This window comes from Erwinia sp. Leaf53, assembly GCF_001422605.1.
In the GTDB taxonomy this organism is placed as follows: Bacteria; Pseudomonadota; Gammaproteobacteria; order Enterobacterales; family Enterobacteriaceae; genus Erwinia.
The window spans coordinates 233,105-253,879 of the sequence record NZ_LMLK01000003.1 but is presented as its reverse complement, the minus strand read 5'-3'; the positions used below and the strand labels follow the sequence as shown (position 1 = coordinate 253,879).

At 57.0% G+C, this 20,775-nt stretch carries 32 protein-coding genes; 13 read left to right on the top strand and 19 right to left on the bottom strand.

All coding sequences use genetic code 11. From position 1 onward, the window contains the following. Nucleotides 1-4 precede the first annotated feature (4 nt). The 17 genes from ASF13_RS04985 to ASF13_RS04910 all read right to left on the bottom strand — a co-directional run bounded on the left by ASF13_RS04985 (nucleotide 5) and on the right by ASF13_RS04910 (nucleotide 11,368). Nucleotides 5-2,080 (bottom strand): DNA cytosine methyltransferase, encoded by a 2,076-nt coding sequence (locus ASF13_RS04985; protein ID WP_056233203.1) that lies wholly within the window; start codon nucleotides 2,078-2,080, stop codon nucleotides 5-7. Further along, a complete protein-coding gene (locus ASF13_RS04980; protein WP_056233201.1) occupies nucleotides 2,077-3,072 on the bottom strand; it encodes a phage N-6-adenine-methyltransferase in 996 nt (331 codons plus the stop codon). Before ASF13_RS04980 ends, ASF13_RS04985 begins: the two co-directional genes overlap by 4 nt. 451 nt (nucleotides 3,073-3,523) lie before the next feature. Continuing rightward, entirely contained in the window at nucleotides 3,524-3,796 is a 273-nt protein-coding gene (locus tag ASF13_RS04975; RefSeq protein WP_056233199.1) for a hypothetical protein, read from the bottom strand. A gap of 228 nt (nucleotides 3,797-4,024) precedes the next feature. Beyond that, on the bottom strand, nucleotides 4,025-4,231 hold the full coding sequence (locus tag ASF13_RS04970) for a hypothetical protein (protein WP_056233197.1): 207 nt from the start codon (nucleotides 4,229-4,231) through the stop codon (nucleotides 4,025-4,027). A 221-nt stretch (nucleotides 4,232-4,452) separates the two neighbouring features. Beyond that, the gene (locus ASF13_RS04960; protein ID WP_056233193.1) at nucleotides 4,453-4,671 is read right to left on the bottom strand and encodes a hypothetical protein; all 219 of its coding nucleotides are present in this window, start codon (nucleotides 4,669-4,671) and stop codon (nucleotides 4,453-4,455) included. Between the two features lie 65 nt (nucleotides 4,672-4,736). Beyond that, nucleotides 4,737-4,961, bottom strand: a complete 225-nt coding sequence (locus ASF13_RS24215) for a hypothetical protein (RefSeq protein WP_156365554.1) — start codon at nucleotides 4,959-4,961, stop codon at nucleotides 4,737-4,739. Between the two features lie 228 nt (nucleotides 4,962-5,189). After that, nucleotides 5,190-5,354: a hypothetical protein gene (locus tag ASF13_RS24210; protein WP_156365553.1), complete on the bottom strand. Its 165-nt coding sequence runs from the start codon at nucleotides 5,352-5,354 to the stop codon at nucleotides 5,190-5,192. Further along, nucleotides 5,351-5,545, bottom strand: a complete 195-nt coding sequence (locus ASF13_RS04950) for a hypothetical protein (protein ID WP_056233189.1) — start codon at nucleotides 5,543-5,545, stop codon at nucleotides 5,351-5,353. The genes ASF13_RS24210 and ASF13_RS04950 overlap by 4 nt, the downstream gene beginning before the upstream one ends. Further along, on the bottom strand, nucleotides 5,542-6,234 hold the full coding sequence (locus tag ASF13_RS04945; RefSeq protein WP_056233186.1) for a hypothetical protein: 693 nt from the start codon (nucleotides 6,232-6,234) through the stop codon (nucleotides 5,542-5,544). Before ASF13_RS04945 ends, ASF13_RS04950 begins: the two co-directional genes overlap by 4 nt. After that, entirely contained in the window at nucleotides 6,227-6,757 is a 531-nt protein-coding gene (locus ASF13_RS04940; RefSeq protein ID WP_056233184.1) for a hypothetical protein, read from the bottom strand. The genes ASF13_RS04945 and ASF13_RS04940 overlap by 8 nt, the downstream gene beginning before the upstream one ends. A gap of 226 nt (nucleotides 6,758-6,983) precedes the next feature. Beyond that, nucleotides 6,984-7,685, bottom strand: a complete 702-nt coding sequence (locus ASF13_RS04935; RefSeq protein WP_056233182.1) for a hypothetical protein — start codon at nucleotides 7,683-7,685, stop codon at nucleotides 6,984-6,986. A gap of 14 nt (nucleotides 7,686-7,699) precedes the next feature. Next, nucleotides 7,700-8,350 carry an ATP-binding protein gene (locus ASF13_RS04930; RefSeq protein ID WP_056233181.1) on the bottom strand — a complete coding sequence of 217 codons (651 nt, stop codon included), beginning with the start codon at nucleotides 8,348-8,350 and terminating at the stop codon, nucleotides 7,700-7,702. A 1-nt stretch (nucleotide 8,351) separates the two neighbouring features. Next, nucleotides 8,352-9,026, bottom strand: a complete 675-nt coding sequence (exoX, locus tag ASF13_RS04925; protein WP_082502286.1) for an exodeoxyribonuclease X — start codon at nucleotides 9,024-9,026, stop codon at nucleotides 8,352-8,354. After that, nucleotides 9,004-9,204: a hypothetical protein gene (locus ASF13_RS04920; protein ID WP_056233179.1), complete on the bottom strand. Its 201-nt coding sequence runs from the start codon at nucleotides 9,202-9,204 to the stop codon at nucleotides 9,004-9,006. The genes exoX and ASF13_RS04920 overlap by 23 nt, the downstream gene beginning before the upstream one ends. Further along, the gene (locus tag ASF13_RS25145; RefSeq protein ID WP_255354409.1) at nucleotides 9,195-9,329 is read right to left on the bottom strand and encodes a hypothetical protein; all 135 of its coding nucleotides are present in this window, start codon (nucleotides 9,327-9,329) and stop codon (nucleotides 9,195-9,197) included. The genes ASF13_RS04920 and ASF13_RS25145 overlap by 10 nt, the downstream gene beginning before the upstream one ends. Next, a complete protein-coding gene (locus ASF13_RS04915) occupies nucleotides 9,326-9,733 on the bottom strand; it encodes a hypothetical protein (RefSeq protein WP_056233177.1) in 408 nt (135 codons plus the stop codon). The genes ASF13_RS25145 and ASF13_RS04915 overlap by 4 nt, the downstream gene beginning before the upstream one ends. A 915-nt stretch (nucleotides 9,734-10,648) precedes the next feature. Further along, the gene (locus ASF13_RS04910; protein WP_056233174.1) at nucleotides 10,649-11,368 is read right to left on the bottom strand and encodes a LexA family transcriptional regulator; all 720 of its coding nucleotides are present in this window, start codon (nucleotides 11,366-11,368) and stop codon (nucleotides 10,649-10,651) included. A 105-nt stretch (nucleotides 11,369-11,473) separates the two neighbouring features. Here ASF13_RS04910 and ASF13_RS04905 point away from each other — a divergent pair, with 105 nt between their 5' ends. The 12 genes from ASF13_RS04905 (at nucleotide 11,474) to ASF13_RS04850 (ending at nucleotide 18,131) form a co-directional block, all read left to right on the top strand. Next, nucleotides 11,474-11,671 (top strand): Cro/CI family transcriptional regulator, encoded by a 198-nt coding sequence (locus ASF13_RS04905; protein WP_056233173.1) that lies wholly within the window; start codon nucleotides 11,474-11,476, stop codon nucleotides 11,669-11,671. 56 nt (nucleotides 11,672-11,727) lie between these two features. After that, a complete protein-coding gene (locus ASF13_RS04900; protein WP_056233170.1) occupies nucleotides 11,728-12,024 on the top strand; it encodes a CII family transcriptional regulator in 297 nt (98 codons plus the stop codon). Beyond that, nucleotides 12,017-12,211, top strand: coding sequence for a DUF4222 domain-containing protein (locus ASF13_RS23265; RefSeq protein ID WP_072166285.1), 195 nt, complete (start codon nucleotides 12,017-12,019; stop codon nucleotides 12,209-12,211). Before ASF13_RS04900 ends, ASF13_RS23265 begins: the two co-directional genes overlap by 8 nt. Before the next feature lie 200 nt (nucleotides 12,212-12,411). Then, nucleotides 12,412-13,467: a replication protein gene (locus ASF13_RS04890; protein ID WP_056233166.1), complete on the top strand. Its 1,056-nt coding sequence runs from the start codon at nucleotides 12,412-12,414 to the stop codon at nucleotides 13,465-13,467. Beyond that, the gene (locus tag ASF13_RS04885; protein WP_056233164.1) at nucleotides 13,464-14,843 is read left to right on the top strand and encodes a replicative DNA helicase; all 1,380 of its coding nucleotides are present in this window, start codon (nucleotides 13,464-13,466) and stop codon (nucleotides 14,841-14,843) included. The genes ASF13_RS04890 and ASF13_RS04885 overlap by 4 nt, the downstream gene beginning before the upstream one ends. Then, on the top strand, nucleotides 14,843-15,031 hold the full coding sequence (locus ASF13_RS04880; protein WP_056233162.1) for a hypothetical protein: 189 nt from the start codon (nucleotides 14,843-14,845) through the stop codon (nucleotides 15,029-15,031). Before ASF13_RS04885 ends, ASF13_RS04880 begins: the two co-directional genes overlap by 1 nt. Further along, a complete protein-coding gene (locus ASF13_RS04875) occupies nucleotides 15,018-15,416 on the top strand; it encodes a RusA family crossover junction endodeoxyribonuclease (RefSeq protein WP_056233160.1) in 399 nt (132 codons plus the stop codon). Before ASF13_RS04880 ends, ASF13_RS04875 begins: the two co-directional genes overlap by 14 nt. Continuing rightward, nucleotides 15,404-15,622: a hypothetical protein gene (locus tag ASF13_RS04870; RefSeq protein WP_056233158.1), complete on the top strand. Its 219-nt coding sequence runs from the start codon at nucleotides 15,404-15,406 to the stop codon at nucleotides 15,620-15,622. Before ASF13_RS04875 ends, ASF13_RS04870 begins: the two co-directional genes overlap by 13 nt. Nucleotides 15,623-15,684: 62 nt before the next feature. After that, complete coding sequence (locus ASF13_RS04865; RefSeq protein WP_056233156.1) at nucleotides 15,685-16,446, top strand: antitermination protein; 762 nt, start codon at nucleotides 15,685-15,687, stop codon at nucleotides 16,444-16,446. Between the two features lie 303 nt (nucleotides 16,447-16,749). Continuing rightward, nucleotides 16,750-17,055 carry a hypothetical protein gene (locus tag ASF13_RS04860; RefSeq protein ID WP_056233154.1) on the top strand — a complete coding sequence of 102 codons (306 nt, stop codon included), beginning with the start codon at nucleotides 16,750-16,752 and terminating at the stop codon, nucleotides 17,053-17,055. Beyond that, nucleotides 17,056-17,595 carry a lysozyme gene (locus ASF13_RS04855; RefSeq protein WP_056233152.1) on the top strand — a complete coding sequence of 180 codons (540 nt, stop codon included), beginning with the start codon at nucleotides 17,056-17,058 and terminating at the stop codon, nucleotides 17,593-17,595. Beyond that, the gene (locus tag ASF13_RS04850) at nucleotides 17,592-18,131 is read left to right on the top strand and encodes a DUF2570 domain-containing protein (protein ID WP_056233150.1); all 540 of its coding nucleotides are present in this window, start codon (nucleotides 17,592-17,594) and stop codon (nucleotides 18,129-18,131) included. The genes ASF13_RS04855 and ASF13_RS04850 overlap by 4 nt, the downstream gene beginning before the upstream one ends. A gap of 127 nt (nucleotides 18,132-18,258) precedes the next feature. On the opposite strand, the gene ASF13_RS04845 is transcribed toward ASF13_RS04850, so the two are convergent. Next, complete coding sequence (locus ASF13_RS04845) at nucleotides 18,259-18,687, bottom strand: hypothetical protein (RefSeq protein ID WP_056233148.1); 429 nt, start codon at nucleotides 18,685-18,687, stop codon at nucleotides 18,259-18,261. Nucleotides 18,688-18,775: 88 nt separating this feature from the next. Here ASF13_RS04845 and ASF13_RS04840 point away from each other — a divergent pair, with 88 nt between their 5' ends. Continuing rightward, entirely contained in the window at nucleotides 18,776-19,777 is a 1,002-nt protein-coding gene (locus ASF13_RS04840; protein ID WP_056233147.1) for a terminase small subunit, read from the top strand. Nucleotides 19,778-19,866: 89 nt separating this feature from the next. Here the strand turns inward: ASF13_RS04840 and ASF13_RS24885 are convergent, their stop codons facing one another. Then, the gene (locus ASF13_RS24885) at nucleotides 19,867-20,718 is read right to left on the bottom strand and encodes an HNH endonuclease (protein ID WP_082502295.1); all 852 of its coding nucleotides are present in this window, start codon (nucleotides 20,716-20,718) and stop codon (nucleotides 19,867-19,869) included. Nucleotides 20,719-20,775 lie beyond the last annotated feature (57 nt).

Below are 20,775 nucleotides of genomic sequence, written 5' to 3'. Positions count from 1 at the left end.
ATGGTTATGCGACCTGCTGATCGCGATTGGTGCACAGCTCTGGCAGATTGGCCCGCACCAGCGCCTCGGCGAACTGTGGCGGCACGGCGTTGCCGCAGCGCGCTACCTGCTTATCCTTCGAATAGGTGTTGTCGCGGTAATCACGGTCGATGACATACCAGGACGGGAAGCCCTGCGCGGCGTAGAGCTCTTTCGGCTGCAGCATGCGCATGCCGATGTCGACGATCCGATACGTCACGCCCTCCACCTGAACAAACTCGCTCATGCCGTGCTGGTGCAGGAACTCTGCCGCCAGCGCCGCGCGATCCTCGTCGTAGTCGTGAACCGCCAGGCAGGTGCGCACCTCGCCGACGTGCTGGCCGCCGGCCGTGATAGTTGGCATTGGCTGGTCGGTGCGCTGGCCGTCTTTGCAGGTGCCGCGCAGCTTCACCAGGTGAGAGGTAACTACTGCGCTGTCAGCTTTCGCCGTAATGGTCTGTAGTGGCTCGGATGAATCGCGCGGTCGGCTTTGCCCGGCCCGGCCGCCGCAACCGATAATCTGCGCCGTCACCAGTGCGTGGTGATCCGTGGTGGTGACCGTGTGGGCCGGGCCGTCCAGCGGTGCGCCGGGGCCGGTGTAATTCCCGCCGAAATGTTTGGCCATAAACGCGCTGGCGACAGCAAACTTGTTGCCGCCGGCGGTGACCGTCCCGACGGGCTTATGGATGTCCAGCACCCGGGGTGCCTGTCCCGGCCGCTCGCCGTAGCCCATCTGGATCAGCGTCGGGCTGACCAGCTGGCTCTTGCCGCCGCCGCCGGCAGTAATGGTGCCGCTGGGCTGATCCGCAGCGTGGCCGATGCTGCTGCCGAACTGACGGGCGATCACTGGTGCAATAACGCAGCAGCGCGATTCCTTCAGGATGGTGTGCGCGGGCTTCTCGCAGCTGCGGGGCTTGGCCTGGTACGATCCGCCAGCACCGGCGAGAAACGGTGTCAGGTGCGCTTCAACCATCCCCAGCGCGTGGCCGTTGCCGCCTGGCCGCGCTGAAGCGCCGGCGGTTACCGTTGGCAGAGGCTCGGTAACTTCCTGCCCGGTGGCCCCGGTACGGAATTTGGTGATGTGCGGCGTGACGACAGCAAAGCCGTGTGTTTTGGTAATGGTGTGCAGCGGATCATAAAGCGACTGCCCCCGGAAGCATTCGTATTTGGTTCGGTTGCTGGTGTGATTGCACTTCACGATAAACGGCGTCGGGTTGTCGATCACGAAGCGCTGAATGCCGCGGGCGATGCGCCGCATTGTGTTCTCCGCCAGTGGCTTCTTGCGGCCAAATACCGACGGGCAGGGGATATCCCAGTCAATGCACTCCGCCGCCGTGCGCCACGGTTTGAGCTGGCCGCTTTGCACCGCCAGACTTTTCGGATCGCCGTGGCTAGCGTCCGGCCACACCACCGGCCGCCCGTCGCAGCGCATCACCATGAAGAAGCGTTTGCGGATCGTCGGCGCGCCGTAATCGCACGGGCGCAGCTCGCGGTGTTCGACGGTGTAACCGAGTCCGGCAGTCAGCCGCTGCGCTTCCTGCCCGTTCCGGTCAATCTGCAGGAAGTCGCATGCCTCATCGAGCGCCGGGTGATCAGCTGGTACGCCGGTGCTGAGCATGCTGACGAACGCAGCGAAGGTTTCGCCAGCGCGCGCCGGGTCTGGCCGATCCTCATCTGCCAGCAGCGGCCCCCAGGTTTTGAATTCCTCCACGTTCTCCAGCATCATTGACCGGGGCCGGGTAGCCAGCGCCCAGCGCAGGACGATCCACGCCAGCCCTCTGATCTCCTTCTTCACCGGGGTGCTGCCTTTGGCCTTGCTGAAGTGCCGGCAGTCCGGCGAGAACCAGGCTAGCGCAACCGGCGCGCCGGCGGTGGCCGCCACCGGGTTGATGTCAAAGACCGATTCGCAGTAGTGCAGCGTCTCCGGGTGATTGGTGCTGTGCATGGCGATCGCATTTGGGTCGTGGTTGATGGCGATATCCACGCTGCGGCCAGTTGCCGCCTCAATACCGGTGCTGGCTCCGCCGCCGCCGGCGAAGTTATCGACGATTAATTCTCTCATGCTGGAAGGTTCCCGAAAGTACTGGTGAGGGCCTGCGCGGTTGCGATAATTACGCCGGATGGCGTGCGGTCAAGCAGCAGGGTGTTGATGTGGTGCTTCACCTTGCGCTGGTGCTCCGGCTCCAGATCGGCAAGATGCTCAATTTGTACGGCCAGGCGGTTGACTTCGATCGGCCACACGTCATTCTCCGCTGCTGGCGCTGCTGGCGCTGCTGGCGCTGCTGGCGCTGCTGGCGCTGCTGGCGCTGCTGGCGCTGCTGGCGCTGCTGGCGCTGCTGGCGCTGCTGGTTGACTGCAGGAGGCACACAACTCTGCAGGCGGTGCAGGAGTGGCTGCCACCGGCGGGTGCAGGCGCGCCGCTGCCAGTTCTATCTGTCGCTGGAGTACCGCGCCGCGCTCCTCCAGCTCGTCCCGGCTGGTGTAGCCGAACCGCTCGCCCCGCCAGGCCTTATCAAAAACCGCGATCGCCGCGCCGAAACCGGCGGATGATTCCGACGGCTGGCCGGGCGCTGGCCGGTACCACTCCGGCAGGTCAAAGCTGATGCGCCCGCGGATAAACGAAACGTGATCCGCATTCTCCGGCCACCACACCTCGCCGGTGGCGGCCTTAATCAGAAACACGTACCGGCCGCCCAGTTCGCGCATCGCCAGCGTGTGGGCCATGATTTGACGCATCCCGGTGATGTACTGGCCATCGTGCTGGCTGGCGCGGGAATAGGGTGGGTTGGCATAGGCCGCACCGCGCAGCTCCGCCAGGCGGGCGCTCCAGTCTTGCGTCAGCGCGTTGTCTTCGGCACTGTAGAACGCCTCGCACTTCGCGTTGCTGGCATCGGCAAACAGGTCGAGCACGAACGGGCCGAACATTGCGTTGATCCCCCACCAGATAGCCTCCGGCGATCGCCACTGGTCGCCGACTTCCTTCAGCTTGTGCGTGGGTGCTGCGCGTAGGGCTGCCAGCGCCGCGCAGTAGGGGCTTATTGTGTGATCGGTCATTGTATTGGAGCCTCGGAGGTCAGTGCTTTGGTCTGCGGGAAATGGTGATCTGGTCGTAGGAGCAAAAATCTAAAACGTAAGGGCACTCTGCTGGCGCTTCGGTCTCGTTTACGCCGTCACACCCGCCAGTGTGCAGGCAGTTGCACTGCGTGCAGCTGAGCCGGTTTTCAAAGCAGTTCTTCGCCATGTGGTAGCCGTTGCAGCCGCCACCGCCGAACCGGTGCGGGAAGTCATACGCGGGACAGTTGCATGAAACCTGCCTGCCCTCCCAGTACACTTTCCCGAATGCGTTGGAGTTTTCATTATTTAGCCTTGCCGGATATGTTGCGCCGCGGAAACGCCAAGTTCAGCATTGCCACTGGGCGAATGCTGGCACAGAAAACTCGTTACTTACGATGTAATGTGGGTGTTATTTCGTCGTGAAATGATGAGATTAACCGCCGAGTGGCGGTTAGACTTTTATAGGAAGTGGAGCGGGATTGAAATCTTTCAAAGCCTGTACGAAGGTTGCTCTCTCTAGAGGTTCGTCATGTGCCACTAAAAAAGACTTATCCCCTAAGGTCTCTTTGACTTTTATTACTGTTAACTGATAATCTTTTTCATTGATCGAAACGCTATTTTCTTTAATAGGAAAAGTCCCTTCATATGATTGAAGAGTAACATCTTTTCCAGAATGACCTTTGAAAAGTATCATGTCATAGATCTCTTTTCTTTCAATGTTCATTCAATTGTCCTCTTGGTTTTTATAAACTCGTTCAATCGCCCATATTAAGTCACGTAATTGAGGTTTAGAAAGTGACGCCTCATCTTCATTATTATATGTAAAAGTGTGCACGGCTGGCTGACCACTTATAGTGACAATCAACTCATTACTGATCTGCTTTACAGTACATTTTCTCACTATATTCATCCCCTTAAGACGTATCAACACAGTTATACCACCAATTCTGTGTTAGTGCTGCTCAAGATTTTCGCGCTCGGTATTTGTTGCATAGCGCCAGGCGTAGCCGCGGTGTGTTTTCGCCCGGCCACTGATGGCCTCTTTGATGCCGGAGCGGTTAAACCCCGGCGCGTAGTAGGCCGAGGGAAAAAACACCTGCTGACCGGTGACAACGTGGGTGCCAACAACCGCTATCTGACGGGAGGGAATCTGTCTCATTTCGATAGCTCCTTATCCACCTGACGGACGTAGTACGACAGCCAGCGTTTGGCCGGGAACGTACCGGGCGGCAGGCAGGAAATTGATTTAGCGTGATGATCGAGAAGGGCGGTGATGATTCGGTCGTGCTCTGCTTTGGGCCTGCCGTTGGTGGCTGATTTAATCTCGCTCCTACATTTGCGCGCTACGTCCCTTAGCGCGTTCTCTGCGGCCGGTGACATTCACCCCACAGCTTTCTGCTGAGTGGCACGCTGCCACTTCTCCGCGTCTTCGCGGCACTCCGGGCAGCAGTAGCTGGTTCCGGGCCGTGATGGTTCACCGCAGTCGCCATTCAGGCACACAGCCGACAGCGCAGCGGGTGGTTTACGGTTCGCCAGCGCCACGTCAATGGCCTGCTGCTGGCGGGAGCTGGCCTCGTCGGCCGAGTCTGCATAGTTCATGGTTTGCTCCGTTTTCAGGCAATAAAAAACCGCCTCAGTGGGCGGTTGGTTCACATTAGGTTTCATCATCCCCGCAATGAATTGTTGTGATCGGTGAGGAGTCCGATATTTGCAGATATACTTTTCTTAATCTCTTCCAAACGATTGGAATCAGTTTCGCTTGGTTCCTGTCCTTTGAATTTGTCAATGAGATTTTGCTCTTCGTCCAGAAGCTCGATGATGTTTTGACAATGTTTTTTCATGGTTATCCTATATCCAGTAGAGTTGCTTGCGAATGATTTAATTCTCATTTTATCTCCATTAGCACAACGTTTTTCCCAAAATATTGGTATCGACTAATTCATCTAAAACTTTATACCTATTGATAGGTTGGGGGCTCAAGCTGAGCTGTTGGTCGTCGTTGTAACAGACATTGCCTAATCTGCTTGAACTCAACAATAGTTAAGATTCTGTTTTTAACGACTGCAGCAGGGGAAAAGTATTATGAAGATTTAACCGTTTATACCCCTACTATGATGTCATCCACTGTCGCCAAGCTTGCGTATCTGGTGGATCTTGCTGGGTGCGTCCTGCAGCTCCAGCGCGATGCGGGCCAGCGCGGCCACGTCACCACACTGGGCGTGATCGGTGGTAATCATCAGCTCCAGCTGTTGCCGGCTGAACTGCTCAATCAGATTTTTCACTGTTTCACCTCTTTGCAGTAAGAGCCCGCCGGCGCGCGAGGGGAATCGCCGCTCCAACTGCCGGTGTGCGAGCGAACATCCGCCAGCACCTGCTGGCAGACGGCCATAGACGGCATTTGCGTTACGTTCCAGGCGCTGCCGTCGCGCACCGGGGAGGCCAGAATAAGGTAAACGAAGGTGAGGGTGGTCATGGTTTGAGGGCCTCACGTACAGCAGCATGCGCCGGCAGGAACGCCAAAAAGGTATCCATTGCCCGTGCTACCAGTTTTTGGTTGTTGTAGCGCTCAATGCCCCATACGATGGCGTAGCAGATCCACAGGTAGTGGTGGCTGTGGGTCATGTTCGAACCCATGCCCTCAGAAATGTCGTAAGAACTCACGTTATGGGGGAAATAGGCATCGTTCAGCGCATGGTAAGCATCGCTTTCCCGCCGGAATCCGTTGCCGGTCAGCTCGCGAACAACCTCTTTAGCGGTTTCTGCGTCCTCCTCGTCATCGCAGCCTTCAAGATAGCTGGCCAGCCACTCCTGCAACCCTTTGTCGAACGCTCTTCCATCAAACTCATAGCAGGGGGTGTCATAGCGCCCGCCGCCTGTGCCAGCTTCGAATTTTTCAGACCAGTAGCCGGGGTTGATCTGGAAGCTGTCACGCACACCAAAATGCTTATCGGTAAAGAATTCGAACATGTCGGTGATACGACTGAACGTCCACGTGCCCATATCGCCGGTGACGGTCAGATAACCCGGCCAGGTGACGATATCGAAGCTGTAGGCGCGGGTATTCTGGCGTGAAAAACGCAGGTGACGATAGAGGCCATCATCACGGATAACGCTCAGCTTGTGGCTGGTTACATCACGGACAAAGCGGATGATCTCACACATTGATGCCTCCCTTTATCTCATAGAAACGCTGCAGGAACAGCACACGTGCTTGGCGCGGGGTGAATGGGGCAACGAGAAAGTCAGCGCAGGGGATGCCTTCGAGCACCGGCCACGGTGTGCCGTCGTCCATATCGAAGTCGCGGCGCTCGGTAGCCAGCATAATCAGGTCGGCGTATTTCACCGGCGTGGACATTGCGGCCGGCAGACCGAACTTATCGCGGATCAACTGATCGATGCGGTGCTCAACCGCCCGGTAGTCCGGCAGTAGCGCTTTGAGGGGCGAACTGACATCGCCGCAGTAAGCCTCCGCCGCATCGTGCAGCAGGGCTTCCAGCGCGAATTCACGCGGCACCAGCAGGCTGACGTGAACCGAATGCTGCGCCACGCTGTAGAACTGCTCCAGGTGGCCGGTGAAGCGGCACAGATTGGACAGCGCCGCGGCGATATCCTCGATGCTGATGGTGGCCGGGTCGGTATCGGTAAAGCGAAAATGCTGGCCGGAAAGGGTGTTAATCCAGGTCATTGCGGATCCTTAATTGCTGCCCGGCGCGCAACACCGGCGCAGAACACTGCGCGGCGCTGGCACCATTTGATGTTTTGTCCGGCGGATTGCCGGGCCGCCTGCAGCCACTAGTGAGCGGCTTCGGCAAAATCGCCGCTGCGCTCGGTCTCAGCGGCCAGCAGGGCGGCGTCATTTGGAAGTGTCATAGATGCTCCAGAAACTTACGGTCGGGGCTGTGTCCCCGGCATCAAAACGGGATGTCGTCGTCGAAGTCCTGCACCGGGGGCTGCTGCTGGTTGCGGCCGCCAGAGGCAGCGCGATGCAGGTTCGACTGCGGCTGCTGCTGATTCTGCTGGCCGCCCAGCATTGAACGCTGCTGATTGCCAGCCGGGCCACCAGCAGGACCACAGCCAGCCTGCTGTCGCTCGTCTTTGTCGCTGAGCGTTTCAACCAGCTTATCGACCGTCTCAGCGGGCAGACCCTCAATGCCCTCTTTGTAGGTCTTGCGAGTTTTCGTTCCGAACGCCTGGCGGATCTCGAAGCGGTACCCGTCGGAGCCGTTATTTTTGGTGTAGAGCACTTTCTGCAGCACGAACCCGATCGGCTTACCTTCCAGCTCCTTACAGTGGTATTCCGTTTCGTTCTGGCTGTTCACCTGCTCCGTGGCGTGCAGGGCTTTGACTCCGGTCAGCCCCATAATGGCCTGAATCATGGCGTTGCCGCCCTGCAGAGGATTACCGTCGCGGCCGACATAGGACACGCGCAGGAAGTTAATCGGGCCCACGTCAGCATCCAGTGAGAACTCCATTGACTCTGATTTCGAGTTAGCGTCACGGGAAGTGGTGAAAAGGGCAGTACGTATAATGCCGGTGTACGCGCCTGACTCGGAAGCACCGGAGGGCCCCGCTTTTTTGGCTTCATCCTGGTTAAACGTGAAGAGTGGTTGCATGGTGGTGTGACTCCTTAATTCAGTTCGTAGTAATCCCGGATCGCCGCGTCGACGGCGTTCAGGTCGTTGTCTATCTGGAAGCTCTCAAACAGCCCGATCGGCGATTTAACCGGGTCGGTGCCATCTGACTGCGTGGTGAACTGGTAGCGGCCGTCGGTGACCTGGGTGCGCAGGGCGATGGTGAACATGCCCTCAACGGTGATCTTTTCGTCCAGCATCTTGCCGATGGTCTTCATCTTGATGCGACCGGCGGCGGTTTCTTCCGTGTGAGCCAGGAAGTAAACGATCAGGTCGTCTTCCGCGTGCTGTGCGGCTTTCACCACATCCCACGCGCCGCCGCCGATCTCCGTGAATTTTTCGAAAGATTTTTCACTGCGCCGCCGCATGAAAGAGTTACCCATCACGTACTGAAAATCGTCGATAACGACGTACTTCTTACCTGCGCGGCGGGCAAAATTGATAATCGTCACGAGGTCAGCGGCCAGGTCTGTATGAAAGACGTTTCCTGTCCTAGCGGTAAAATCGCGCGGCTGCCAGCCCTTAGATTTGAACGGCAGACGCTTATTTTCGGGGTTAACGAGAAAGCCCTCGTCAGGGTTGAGTTTCATCATGCTGGCCGACTTACCGGAGCCTGATTCACCCAGGATAAGTACCGGGATGCCCATATCATTCCTCCGCGCGCTGCAGGTAGTGCTGCATGGTGAACTTCTGATCCTCATCCAGCTCCATGTTCGCCAGTGCCCATTTCAGATAACCGGCGTCGGTACCGCCGATCCACTCAAACGTTTTGCCCTTATGCTTGCCGAAACGCATGGTATGCAGCAGCGAAGGGAGGGCGCTGATTTCCCGCATCTGCGCGATGGTGAACCGGGCGTGGCGGTTAATCTCGATCAGCACCGCTGCCGTAACGTAGCAGTCATACAGTGCGCGGTGGGCGTGCAGCCCCTCCGGCACATTGGCGTTAACGCCGAGGTGGTAACGCATGAACTGGTTACCGTGGCTCTCCAGCTCCGGCCAGAGCTTGCGGGAGAGCTTCATGGTGCAGAGCCACGGTGCGGTAATCTGCGGCAGCTTGCTACGGTCGAACCGGGCGTTGTGCGCCACGTAGACGTCAGCGCCAAGGTAGCGGTCAATCACCGCATCAATCGGCGGGGCGTCGGCCACGTCAGCTTCGGTGATGTGGTGGCGCGCCATAGCAGCAATGCTGATCGGCTCCGGCGGCTTCACGTAGTCGCTCATCGGGTTGCAGATAACGCCGTCGATGATGTCGACGCTGGCGATTTCACACACGCCACCTTCGAGGCTGGTGGTTTCGGTATCAATTACACGCAAAATGGTCATGTTGTCCTTCCGTCAGTGAGTCGGCGACAGCTTCGCGCTGTGCCAGCTGGTGGGCGAGTTGGTGCAGCTCGGCGGGGCCGATCTGGTTCTGCTGGCAGATCTGCAGGATTGCGTCGTGCGCGGCCTCCTGCATCCATTCGTGGATCTGCAGCGACGTGGGGATCAGCGTTATTTCCATCCGATACACATCCCCACGAATACGGTCAGCACGCCGATCAGCGGCAGCAGCCAGACGCGGCGCCGCGGGTGGAAGTCAGCACCGGTCAGCCGGTGAATGAACTGTGATTTGTAGAGCGAACTCATGGGTAGATCCTCCGGCGTAATTTCTGGCGGTTACTGGACGGCCGGTGCACCGTCTGCTGGCAGAGTGCAGCGCACCCCCTGTCGGTACAGAAATCATCGTGCTCCGTGCGATTCCAGTAGGTAATCGGGCGTTTGTGGGTGTCTTCCGGGTGGCGGAATCGGCCGCAATATGCGCATTTCACCGAGTGGAGGTGTTCGGTACCGGACTCCAGCAGCGTGTACTCCATGTGCGAACCAGAGCTGCCGTCCGGCAGGGTGTAATCGACAAAGGCCTCATCCTCACCTTTGTAGTTCGGGCGGATGGCGTAACCGGAGAAGGTGACCAGCAGAACACCGATCCTGATCGGCGTGCCCGGCGGTAGTTCGGCCAGGCGCTGCCTGGTTAATTTGGGGTAGGGTTGCATGATCACCTCCGTGAAAAGGGCGAAAAAAAGCCCCCGAGGCGGGGGCGAACAGACTACACACAGCAATGGATGGGATTGCAGAGACAGCAGGCGTGCCTGCTCGCCAGCGCTTGTTTTAGGCCTTATGACTGCAGCCAGGTAAGCTCCTGACAATTTAACTACCTCCACAACGGGGAGAGCGCTGCATTTGACCACCTTGCGCCGCGTTGCCCATAACGTCGCCTTTGCGACCTCACTACCTTGCCGCCAGGGGGAGTTACACAGGTGCTGGCCACATATCCGGCGCAGCGCTCTTTCCGTTGTGTGCCGGGGTGATGCCCGGCGTCGTGCCGCCTTTACTTTTAAGCCCAATGCGCTGCTGCGGTTCTCCGGGCTTGCCCTGGTGAGGCTTACTTCGCTGGTGCCGATGCTAAGGCTGTGCAGAACTCCTTGAAGCTCAGAACCTCTTCACCTTTTTCCAGACTGTCGAAATATTCTTCGTATGCTTTATCCACGATAATTCCTCATTTTTGCAGCGATATGTCGTTAATTTGCTTTGACGCTGCGCTATCGCAGCTCAAAGAAAACTTAATCACCACGCTGTCCGCTGCATGCCTGGGGTGCCTTAACCCCATGAGGTCAGGGAGCGCCAGGGTGCTGAGTTTGGGCCTCTCGGCCGCCAGCGCGGTGACTGATATTCGTATTGTTAAAGAGCGGGTCAGCGTTCTGCGGTGGGCTGCGTCGTGCTGATGCCTAAAACAATACTTGCGGTATTAATACAAAGCAATACTCTAAGTATTAAAAATAATATCAATCATATTAAATTGCTGAAATCTGGAGATATTTAGTTTTGTGCGGTATTGGTTGAAATGTGACCTTTTGAGAAAAAAGACACAAAAAAACCGGCTCAGCGGCCGGTTCTGGAGTTGTGGTTGCTTAAACTAAAAGCATCATGGTTTGAACTGCAACGCCGATTACTCGGCAGTTCCCATTGATTTTGATCCGCTGCTGATGGGATGGGTTTAGCGGTTGCAGATATTTCTGCCCTAACCCCTCATCGACCACATACTTTTTGAAGGTAGCTTCGTTAGCATCGGTAAGTTTTGCAACAACGAGGCTGCCGTTCTTCGGTTCCCGACCTGTATCAACCAGGATCAGCATCCCTTCGGGAATACTGAGCCCTACAGGTGAGGTCATGGAGTCACCACTCACTCTAAGCCAGAATGCCTCACCCTGAACATGGGCATCTGATTCAAACCACTCATTAATCTCTTCGAGTGTGTAAGGCTCAACAGCCTCAGACCACGCTCCTGCACTAACCCAGCTGATCAACGGATACCGCGCTCCCTTCTTGTATTCGCCCACGTAGGAGACGTTTGAATCAGCTGACGATGCAAAACCCGCGATCTCTTTAGCTATAGAGGGGCTGAAGTCGCTAATGGCTACCTGAAGAATTTTCGCAAATGCAGAGGCCACCGGCACATTCAGAGCATTTCGACCGTTGAGATAGTGGCCTACCGCACCCTGGGTAATATTCAGTTCATCCGCGATCTGCTGTTGGGTTACACCAATAGCTTTTTTCTTTGCCTTGTAGAGGGCTTGAAGGCGTTGCGCGTCTTCAAGCTGCTCAGGCGTCAGTGACTTTTTCTTTTCCATGTCCGGATTCTAATACCTGAGTTATTAAAATATGAAATACCGCAAGTATTGTGTTATTTAATACTTAGGGTATTATTGCTGCCATCTAACAACTGGAGACGACCGATGGAAAAAATCCCTCTTGGTGATTACGTCAGAGAGAACGGCCAGGCGCATGCAGCTGATGCGATCGGCGTTCATCAGACGGCAATCAGTAAAGCAGTACGTGTTGGCCGGAAAATTTTCATCACTCGATTGCCCGACGGCAAAGTTGAAGCTGAAGAGATTCGACCGTTCCCGATCCTCAAGCACCAGAAAGATTAAGAGCGGTGTGAGCGGACCACAACAACATATCAAAACGAACAAAAAGGAAATTATCAATGGAATCAAGCGCAACGTCACGCAACATCGCACGCGAAATCGAAAATGAAATTATCGTGCGGATCGCTGAACGCGGAGTGACGGCAGTGGCGAAGGAGATCGGCGTGGATAAATCCCGCGTCAGCCGCTGGCAGAGTAAGGGCGGACTGGTGGAGAAGGCCAGCCAGCTGCTGGCTGCCATCGATTTTCAGCGACCTGAAGGCATGGTGCTGTTCCGCGGTGAAGAAACGGCTGAGTTAGCTAAGGGGCTGATAGCCATGCTCGATCACCTGCGTAACGGAGGTACTGGTGGATGACGAACGATTCGTTGAAACAGACCAGCCATACCGGGATCGCCGTGGCGTTGTTGTTCGCGTCACCAGTTACGATCGCCAGGAACGCAGAGTTATTTTCATGCGGCCAGATTACCCGCATCCGTGCTGCGTGCCGAAGTGGTATTTCGAGAAGTATTTTCGGAAGTACGAAGGGAAAAGTGAAGGCTGAACAGGTAGGACTGAACAGCCGGATACTGCATTGCTTTGGTAAAGCGAGGTCAATTATGCGACAGAAACGCCGTAAAGCGCAACCAGAAAACACTGTACATAAAGACATGATCCGGGAGCAGTTAGCCCGGTCATCATCCCCACGGCTGGCTGAACTCCTGCGCGAGATCCTCCAGAAGGACAGGCTCAGGAGGGAAGGTCATGAGTAACACAGCCGAGATCATCCAATTCCGCGCTCACCAGGAGCGCGAGGAGCAGCGCGTGGCCGATACCGATGACGGGTACACCCGGCTGGCAAATGAACTGTATGAGGAGCTGATAGGCGCTAATCTGACCCGCAACCAGGCGAAGGTGGCGCACGCTGTTTGCCGCAAAACGTACGGCTTCAACAAAAAGCTGGACCGGGTTTCTGACAGCCAGATTTCAGAGCTTACACGCCTGCCACGGCAGAAGGTGAACAAGGCTAAAAACGAGCTGATCGCCATGCGTGTTCTGGTGCGAGAAGGGTCTCTGATTGGGCCAAATAAGGCCCTTTCAGACTGGCAAATTCCCGAGTGTCACCAAAACAGTGACTTTGTCACCAAAGCAGTGACAAAAATTGTCACCAAAACCGTGACAGGGTTGTCACCAAAACAGGGACACACAAAAGACACTATTCAAAAGACAATAAATACAGATCCCCCTAAAGCCCCCAAGGGGGAATTTTCGGAGGAGGTAATCTCACAGGCAAAACAGGTTCTGGCGTATTACAACGAGCTCACAGGGACCACCTGCCGCTCTGCAGAAGCCTTTGCCGTTCTGCTCACACCACGTTCCGCCCGTGCTGCCTACACCGTGGACGACCTGCAGCTGGTGGTGCGCTGGGTGGTTCTCACCTGGAAGCGTCGCAATGGCACCGTGGCTAAGCCGGCCAACATCTGCCGGGTTGGCCGATTCGATGGTTACCTGGCGGACGCCAGCGCCTGGCTGGCCAGCTACGTGGAGATCGACTGCGGCTCCGTGGTGCAGGCTTACAACGAGGTGCTGGGCGACGCGCTGCCGCAGGCGGAGCTGGATGCGGATCGGGAAATCGCCATTCGCGAGTTGCTGGCCCACCTGAACAAAAAAACCGTCGATGCTTTCCGGGCGTATTTCCAGGCGTTCCGTGCAGAGGCGCGCCCGTATTACTTCGGTGAGAGTCCGTCCGGCTGGAAAGCTGGCTTCGACTACCTGATGAAACCTGAAACTCTTCGTAACCTCCGCGAGGGATCGCTATGACTGATCTGTATCTCGAAGCCAGCGTGATCGGCGCGCTGCTGCACGCCGGTCTGACGCCAGACGCCAGTGACGTGCTGAACACGCTGGATCCGGCCGCATTCACCCAGCCGTTCTACGCGCAGCTGTACAGCGAGATTAAGCGGCAGGCCATCCAGCGCAAGATGATCGACGCGCTGCTGGTGGCGGAAGCGATGGGCAATGAGCCCGGTATCTTTGCTGACGTCATGGAAACCGTGAAGAGCACGCCCAGCGCGGCCAACCTGAAAGGCTATGCGGCCCGTCTGAACGAGAAGTTTGTGGTGCGCAGCTTTGTGCAGCTGATGGAAGGCAGTTATGACTCGATCACCAAAGCGAACACCCAGGAGCAGGCGATGGACAGCATCCAGGCGTTCACCAGCCAGGTGCTGGCGCTGGGCCGCCCGGGTGACGAGGTGATGCCGGTACACATCGACACGCTGCTGGACTCCTACGCCGGGGTGCTGGAGCGCCGGGTAACCAACGGTGAAGAGTCCGACACGCTGAAAACAGGGATCGCCGAACTGGACGAGATCACCGGCGGCATGAACGACGAGGATTTTGTGGTGGTGGCCGCCCGGCCCGGCATGGGTAAAACCGAGTTTGCCCTGAAGGTGGCCGAGGGCGTTGCCTCGAGTGAGCGCGTAATGGGCGATCACAAAGTTCGCCGCGGCGTGCTGATTTTCACTATGGAAATGAGTAACCAGCAGGTGATCGAGCGCCAGATAGCCGGCGCGGCCAACATGCCGGTATCCAGCCTGCGCAAACCGTCGCGCATGGGGGATGAGGACTGGGGCCGGATCTCGATGGGCATCCGCCGCCTGATGGGCCTCGACGTCTGGATGGTGGACGCAGCCAACCTGACGATTGAGCAGATCCGCGCTATCGCCGAGCGCCATAAGCGCCAGTTCCCCGGCCTGTCGCTGATTCTGGTCGACTACCTCGGGCTGATCAAAAAGCCTCGCGCCGAGCGCAACGACCTGGCGATCGCCGTTATCTCCGGCGGCCTGAAAACGATGGCGAAGGAGCTGAAAACGCCGGTGCTGTCGCTCAGCCAGCTGTCGCGCGAGGTGGAGAAGCGCCCGAACAAGCGCCCGGTGAATGCGGATCTGCGTGACGGTGGCAGCATCGAGCAGGACGCCGACAGCATCATCATGCTGTACCGCGATGCCGTCTACAACGAGAACAGCCCGGCGGCCCGCTTCGCCGAGATCATCGTTACCAAGAACCGCTTCGGCACCCTGGGCACCGTCTACCAGGAGTTCCGTAACGGCCACTTCCACGACACCCACCAGGAAGAGGCGCGGCGCATCTGCTCCGAGAAAGCGTCAGCCGGTGGACGCCAACAGAGAGATTTTTGATGACGCAGGACAACTTACCGACCGTGATCGCGCAGAACGAGATTGAGCTGGCACCCGGCCTGATCGTAACCGTGATGGTGCTGGATAACGGCCAGCGCGTTCTGCCTGCTGCGGATGTGCGCCGTGCCTGCGAATGGCTGGGCGTCACGCTGCCGGATGACGGGGAGCGCGCTGATGCTGGTGTATGACATCTGCCCTGTATCGAAACCCCGACAAACTCAGCGGGACCGCTGGGCCAAACGGCCGGCGGTCCTGCGTTACCGCGCGTTCTGCGACGAGGTGCGCCTTAAGCGCCTGCAGCTGCCGGTCAGCGGCAGCCACGTGACCTTCGTACTGCCCATGCCGCCCAGCTGGAGCAAAAAGAAGCGCACCGCCAGCGCCGGGCAGCCGCATCAGCAGAAGCCGGACGTGGACAACCTGATGAAAGCCCTGATGGATGCCCTGTTTGCCGACGATAGCGGCGTGTGGGATGTCCGGGTATCAAAAATATGGGGTGAGTCGGGCAGCATCCGGATCGCCGAAATTGCAGCACCGGCTGAGTTAGCCGCAGGGGAGGGAAAATGTCAGAGCTGACCGAGCTACAAAAACAGGTATGCCGCTTTATCCGCCAGTTCGCCGCAGACAACGGCTACGCGCCAAGCAGGCTGGAGATTGCCGGCCATTTCGGCTGGAAGTCCGGCAACGCCGCCGAGACGCACGTGCAGGCGCTGCTGAAGAAAGGGGCCGTATCGAGAGTGCCGCACAGCTCACGCACGCTCAGGGTGCTGATCGACGTGTAGCGCCCGGCCGCCGGCCGCCTTGCAGTACCAGATAACCAGAACAGACCAGAGGGGAAAATCCAGTGAGAGTCGAATCAGCATTGAAACACTTCAGCCCAAAAAGCCAGATGATCACCGACAGCCCCCGCGCAACCGGCTCAGACAGCCTGAACGGGACCGACGTGATGGCCGCCATCGGTATGTGCCAGGCGAAAGCCGCCTTTGGGATGAGCTGCTATCTGGGAAAAGCAGGCATCAGCCAGCAGGATCGGGATAAAGCGGTTAAGTACCTGCTCGGCTATGCACGTAAAACCGCGCCAACGCTCCTCAGAAAGGCCGCAGGGAAAAAGTTGAGCCAGTGTCTGGTTGTGCTGGCTAAGTTCGCCTATGACGATTACGCGCGCTCTGCTGCTGATACCAGCGAGTGCCCGGACTGCAGGGGCAGGGGCGTAACCAATACGCTGGCCAACGTGATGACGCATCCGGGCTGTGGGGAGACGCCGCCGACCTTTCAGCTTCAGCTGGTGGAAAATCAGTGCGTGACATGTCACGGCAAAGGAAAGTTGTCAGCGCGCTGCCGCTGCGGCGGTACCGGGAAGGTTCGGGATCTGAAACGCTCGAAGCTGCAGGGCGCGCCGGTGGAGAAGGACTGCGACCGCTGCGGCGGTCTTGGGTTTAAGCGGCAGCCGGCCAGCGTGGCATTCAGGGCGATCCGCGCGCTGCGACCGGACCTGACACAATCTGCCTGGTCGCGTAACTGGAAGCCGTTTTACGACAGCCTGATCACCAAATGCGAGACTGAAGAGAGTTGCGCTGAATCGGAATTCCATAAAGTGACGCGATAAAGCGGAATAATGCCTAGAAAATAGTTGCATTTTGCATAACTTTGGCTGAATATGCATTCCATCGTGGGGTTTCAATGCCCGCACACAATAAACGAATTCAGAGGCCTCGCAACCGCGGGGCCTTTTTGCTTTCTGCAATCCCGTTTCGACGCTACCCGGTAACCTCCTTCACTCCCCTTATTTGACTCATTAAATGAGGCGAATAGGCATTCTATTCGACTCATCACGGTCTGGCCGGGCGGCGTCCTTTTCTTCCCCGTTTAACCCACACACAGCACCACGGCAGCGCCGGAGGTGGGAACTATGAAAATGGAACAACAACCGGGCAACGTCGTTACCCAGTTCTTTGCGTGGCTTGCGGCGATTGCGGCTGCCCTTGGCTGGACGACGCAGGACCTGGTCTATTTCATTTTTGGTGCGATCGGTGTCGTTATCTCGATTGCGTCATACATTAACAGTCGGATGGACGCCAGGGCGGCAAAGCTGGAGGCAAGGCGCCGCACGAAGATCATCGAAGACTACATCCATGACGTGCAGCAGAAACCAGTTAATGAGCGCCCCAGCGCTGTCGAAGTCATTTCAGAAGCAGTAGCGAAGTCCGAGGCTTGAATGGCAAACCTGAAAGCTAAAATCAGCGCTGCTGTGCTCGGCCTTATTCTGGCCGGCGCTCCGGCATCCGTGATTCTGGATCGGTTTCTGGACGAGAAAGAGGGCAACCGGCTGGTGGCCTATCTCGACGGCTCCGGCATCTGGACTATCTGCCGCGGGGTGATCCGCGTAGACGGTAAAGCGGTGGTGAAGGGCATGCGGCTCACCGCCGAGAAGTGCGCCGAGGTTAACGGCATCGAGGAGCGTAAAGCGCTGGCCTGGGTAGAGCGCAATATCAAAGTGCCACTGACCGAGCCGCAGAAGGCGGGCATTGCCTCGTTCTGCCCGTACAACATCGGCCCCGGCAAATGCCTACCCTCAACGTTCTACAAACGCCTGAATGCTGGTGACCGCAAAGGTGCGTGCGAGGCAATGCGCTGGTGGGTCCACGACCAGGGCCGCGACTGCAGGCTGACCAAAGGCCAGGCGAGCGGTTGCTACGGACAGGTTGAGCGCCGGGATCAGGAAGCTGAGCTGGCGTGCTGGGGGCTGGACCGATGAAAACCACTAACAGCACGCTGATCCTGGTGGCCGTATTTTTGCTGCTGCTGATTGGGCTGGGCGGCGCGGCGGTTTACTACCACAGCCAGTACAGCGAACAGGTTAACGCTACCGAGCAGCTGCAGCGCGACAACGACCAGCAGGGAGCAGTAATTGCCACACAGTCACTCCAGTTCAACCGCTTCAACCAGATAGCCGCCAGCCAGCTGCAATACGCTGTGGCACTCACTGGCAGGCAGCAGGAGAAAGAGATTGAATATCGCACCATCCTCAAGGCTGAGCCAACCTGTGCTCTCGCTGTGCCTGCTGGCGTTGCTGGCCGGCTGCTCGAATACGTCAAAAGTTTACGTGCCAGCGCAATGCGTGCTGATCCCGGCATCGCTGACAGCGCCGGTTCTGGCACCACTGCCGCCAGCACCTTGACTTACTGTCAGGCGGTGCTGTGGATTGACCCGCTGCTGACGACGATTGAGCAGGCGAATAGCCAGCTGGCTGGCATCAGAGAGATTGAGCTCAACAGAAAAGGTAATGACTGAAATGTGTGAAATGACCGGAGCGGTAATTGTTTTGTGCATCATCAGCACCGTTGCAGGGTGGGCTGCTATCGAAACTGTTATCTGGCTTTTCAGTCACATCACACTCAGCTGGAGCAGGTAATGCTCTTCATTTTTTAAATTTATTGTATAAGGCGATGATACCGGCGCCACTAATCATGCCAACTGCCAATGTACCTACACTGAAGACTGTATTCTTCGAGTCTTTAGACTCCTGTCGTAGCGCTTTCTGTGTTGCCAGGGTCATTTGCACAATCTGTTCAATTGACTCAGAGGCTTTAGATTCATGCGCTCGACCAATGCTGGCGATAGCTTCCGCATTTTTTTCTGCCACGCTAGATATGCTAAGGACGGTATCCTTATTAATTTCAGTAATGTATTTTTGAGTGCTGCTTAAGACCTCGATCTCATCCTCATAAAGATACGCATCTATGTTGGCATGTAATTTGCTGATTTCACTTCTTATCTTTGATGGGGTGGATGGGTGGCCAATAAATTCACCATGTAATACATGTGAAGTATCTTTCTTATCATTCATGAGAGTTCTCCATAGATCAATGCTTCAAGTAACGGCATTAGGGAGAAAAACTTGAGTGTCAGGCTGAACTAGATGAGTGGAAACCAATATGGCAAAACCGGACTGGGCGTCGCTTCAGCAACGGTTCCTGTCCGACAATGCCGCAACCGGCGTATCACCGAAAGAGTGGTGTGAAGCGCAGGGACTGAACTACGCCTCGGCGCGACGCTATATCAAAAAACCTGCTGCGCAAAGTGCACAGAATCCTGCGCAGGAAATAGTGCGCAGTGCGCAATCAAAGCGCAGCGCAAAACAGCTCACCGTAAACGACAACCTGACCGACCAGCAGCGCCGCTTTGTCGTGGAATACCTCAAAGACAACAATGCCACACAGGCCGCAATCCGGGCCGGCTACAGCGCGGCATCGGCCAGCCAGCTCGGCTATCAGCTGCTTCAGAAAACTTCAGTTATCGACGCCATCACCGAACAGCAGACTGCGCAGATGTCCCGCGTGCTGATCTCGGCCGACACGGTGCTGGCGCAGATGTGGCAGCTCGCCACGTTCGACGCCAATGACCTGTCGCAGTATCGCCGCGGGTGCTGCCGGTACTGCTGGGGCTTCGGCCATAACTACCAGTGGCGCGATATGGTCGAGTTCGACGAAAAGCACCTTGAAGCGGTTGAGCGAAAGCAGCGCGAACCCGTCGATGCCGGAGGCTATGGCTACGACGCGACCAAAGCAGCTAACCCCGACTGCCCGCGATGCAATGGTGAAGGGCTGGGCCGCACATTCTTTCCGGACACGCGAGATCTGCCGCCGATCGCCCGCCTGGCCTATTCCGGCACGAAGGTAGGGAAGAACGGTATCGAGCTCAACAGCATCAGTCGCGAGCGCATGTTCGATGCGGTGGCGAAGCGGCTCGGCCTGGCCGACACCGAATTCACGCAGAAGCTGCAGCAGATCGAGATTGAGAAGCGCCAGCTGGAGAACGAGAAGCTGCGTAAAGAGCTGGCAGCTGACAGCAACAACGACCAGCCGCCAACCCCGGTACAGATAGTGATTAACGCAGTAGACGCGAGGGCAGACGATGGGGATCAGCCCGACGCTTAATATTCCGCAGGCGCGCTTTCTGGCGATGCCGCATAAGTTTAAGGCTTACGTGGCCGGCTTTGGCTGCCTGCGAGGAAGTACGCTCGTCATTACAGAGTATGGTCCTTTACCCATTCGGGAAATAACCCGACCAATGCGTGTTTTATCTTGGTCGGCTCAGAATAATCGATTTGAGCTCGCTCTAAGTGGTGGTGCGTTCCCAAAAGGTAGGGGGAATCTATACCGAGTTGTGACGCAGCAAGGAGAATTTGTAGCAAGCGGACATCACCGCGTTCTCTGCGCTGACCATAGCTATCGATCCGTGGATACGCTGGACGAATCTGTGAAGGTATCTGCATTTTCGCAAAACCTTCTGGCGACCAGTTTGGCTTCTGTCCCGAAATCGTTGCACGCAGGTGATCCGCATTCGAATCAAAAACTCGCAGATTATCTGGGGCATTATGCAGATGAAGCCCGTCGATATGGTCAACGACTTCTGTCGGTAGCAGATAGCGCCCGATGCTTTTTTCAGCAACCAGGCGATGCTCTGCAATTACCCCTGTCGCACGGGCTTGTGGATGGCCGTCAGGAGCTGACACGAGTACATAACCATCCAGATCAACAATGCGGCCACCCCGGTAGCCATGATTCAGCTCTCCTTCACGGGCACCGCGCGGCAGACGCTCAGCGTTGTGTACGCGCAGGATGTTTTGAACGTGTTTCTCTGAACAGCCGATCTGCGCAGCAATCTCTGCAGATGTGCGCTGTCCATCAGCAAGAGACAGGATCCTGTTCTTTGCACTCTCACGAGGTGCGGGCTTCTGACGCTGTTTCAGCGTTAATCCGTAGCGAAGAATGCAGCGGTAAACATGGCTGCGGTCGCATCCAGCCAGGCTGGCAACCTCCGTCACGCTCCGTTCAGGGCTGGCAAGCTGGCAAATTTTCTGGTCAAGAGGCGTCATATTCGAACTCCGTAATCGAAACCTGCAACATACTGAGTGTAACACGGCTGACCGAAG

Bases quoted from the DNA above. Each gene is read 5' to 3' on its own strand.
- ASF13_RS04985 (WP_056233203.1), bottom strand. From the start codon at position 2,080: ATGAGAGAATTAATCGTCGATAACTTCGCCGGCGGCGGCGGAGCCAGC.
- ASF13_RS04980 (WP_056233201.1), bottom strand. From the start codon at position 3,072: ATGACCGATCACACAATAAGCCCCTACTGCGCGGCGCTGGCAGCCCTA.
- ASF13_RS04975 (WP_056233199.1), bottom strand. From the start codon at position 3,796: ATGAACATTGAAAGAAAAGAGATCTATGACATGATACTTTTCAAAGGT.
- ASF13_RS04970 (WP_056233197.1), bottom strand. From the start codon at position 4,231: ATGAGACAGATTCCCTCCCGTCAGATAGCGGTTGTTGGCACCCACGTT.
- ASF13_RS04960 (WP_056233193.1), bottom strand. From the start codon at position 4,671: ATGAACTATGCAGACTCGGCCGACGAGGCCAGCTCCCGCCAGCAGCAG.
- ASF13_RS24215 (WP_156365554.1), bottom strand. From the start codon at position 4,961: ATGAGAATTAAATCATTCGCAAGCAACTCTACTGGATATAGGATAACC.
- ASF13_RS04950 (WP_056233189.1), bottom strand. From the start codon at position 5,545: ATGACCACCCTCACCTTCGTTTACCTTATTCTGGCCTCCCCGGTGCGC.
- ASF13_RS04945 (WP_056233186.1), bottom strand. From the start codon at position 6,234: ATGTGTGAGATCATCCGCTTTGTCCGTGATGTAACCAGCCACAAGCTG.
- ASF13_RS04940 (WP_056233184.1), bottom strand. From the start codon at position 6,757: ATGACCTGGATTAACACCCTTTCCGGCCAGCATTTTCGCTTTACCGAT.
- ASF13_RS04935 (WP_056233182.1), bottom strand. From the start codon at position 7,685: ATGCAACCACTCTTCACGTTTAACCAGGATGAAGCCAAAAAAGCGGGG.
- ASF13_RS04930 (WP_056233181.1), bottom strand. From the start codon at position 8,350: ATGGGCATCCCGGTACTTATCCTGGGTGAATCAGGCTCCGGTAAGTCG.
- exoX (WP_082502286.1), bottom strand. From the start codon at position 9,026: ATGACCATTTTGCGTGTAATTGATACCGAAACCACCAGCCTCGAAGGT.
- ASF13_RS04920 (WP_056233179.1), bottom strand. From the start codon at position 9,204: ATGGAAATAACGCTGATCCCCACGTCGCTGCAGATCCACGAATGGATG.
- ASF13_RS25145 (WP_255354409.1), bottom strand. From the start codon at position 9,329: ATGAGTTCGCTCTACAAATCACAGTTCATTCACCGGCTGACCGGTGCT.
- ASF13_RS04915 (WP_056233177.1), bottom strand. From the start codon at position 9,733: ATGCAACCCTACCCCAAATTAACCAGGCAGCGCCTGGCCGAACTACCG.
- ASF13_RS04910 (WP_056233174.1), bottom strand. From the start codon at position 11,368: ATGGAAAAGAAAAAGTCACTGACGCCTGAGCAGCTTGAAGACGCGCAA.
- ASF13_RS04905 (WP_056233173.1), top strand. From the start codon at position 11,474: ATGGAAAAAATCCCTCTTGGTGATTACGTCAGAGAGAACGGCCAGGCG.
- ASF13_RS04900 (WP_056233170.1), top strand. From the start codon at position 11,728: ATGGAATCAAGCGCAACGTCACGCAACATCGCACGCGAAATCGAAAAT.
- ASF13_RS04890 (WP_056233166.1), top strand. From the start codon at position 12,412: ATGAGTAACACAGCCGAGATCATCCAATTCCGCGCTCACCAGGAGCGC.
- ASF13_RS04885 (WP_056233164.1), top strand. From the start codon at position 13,464: ATGACTGATCTGTATCTCGAAGCCAGCGTGATCGGCGCGCTGCTGCAC.
- ASF13_RS04880 (WP_056233162.1), top strand. From the start codon at position 14,843: ATGACGCAGGACAACTTACCGACCGTGATCGCGCAGAACGAGATTGAG.
- ASF13_RS04875 (WP_056233160.1), top strand. From the start codon at position 15,018: ATGCTGGTGTATGACATCTGCCCTGTATCGAAACCCCGACAAACTCAG.
- ASF13_RS04870 (WP_056233158.1), top strand. From the start codon at position 15,404: ATGTCAGAGCTGACCGAGCTACAAAAACAGGTATGCCGCTTTATCCGC.
- ASF13_RS04860 (WP_056233154.1), top strand. From the start codon at position 16,750: ATGAAAATGGAACAACAACCGGGCAACGTCGTTACCCAGTTCTTTGCG.
- ASF13_RS04855 (WP_056233152.1), top strand. From the start codon at position 17,056: ATGGCAAACCTGAAAGCTAAAATCAGCGCTGCTGTGCTCGGCCTTATT.
- ASF13_RS04850 (WP_056233150.1), top strand. From the start codon at position 17,592: ATGAAAACCACTAACAGCACGCTGATCCTGGTGGCCGTATTTTTGCTG.
- ASF13_RS04845 (WP_056233148.1), bottom strand. From the start codon at position 18,687: ATGAATGATAAGAAAGATACTTCACATGTATTACATGGTGAATTTATT.
- ASF13_RS04840 (WP_056233147.1), top strand. From the start codon at position 18,776: ATGGCAAAACCGGACTGGGCGTCGCTTCAGCAACGGTTCCTGTCCGAC.
- ASF13_RS24885 (WP_082502295.1), bottom strand. From the start codon at position 20,718: ATGACGCCTCTTGACCAGAAAATTTGCCAGCTTGCCAGCCCTGAACGG.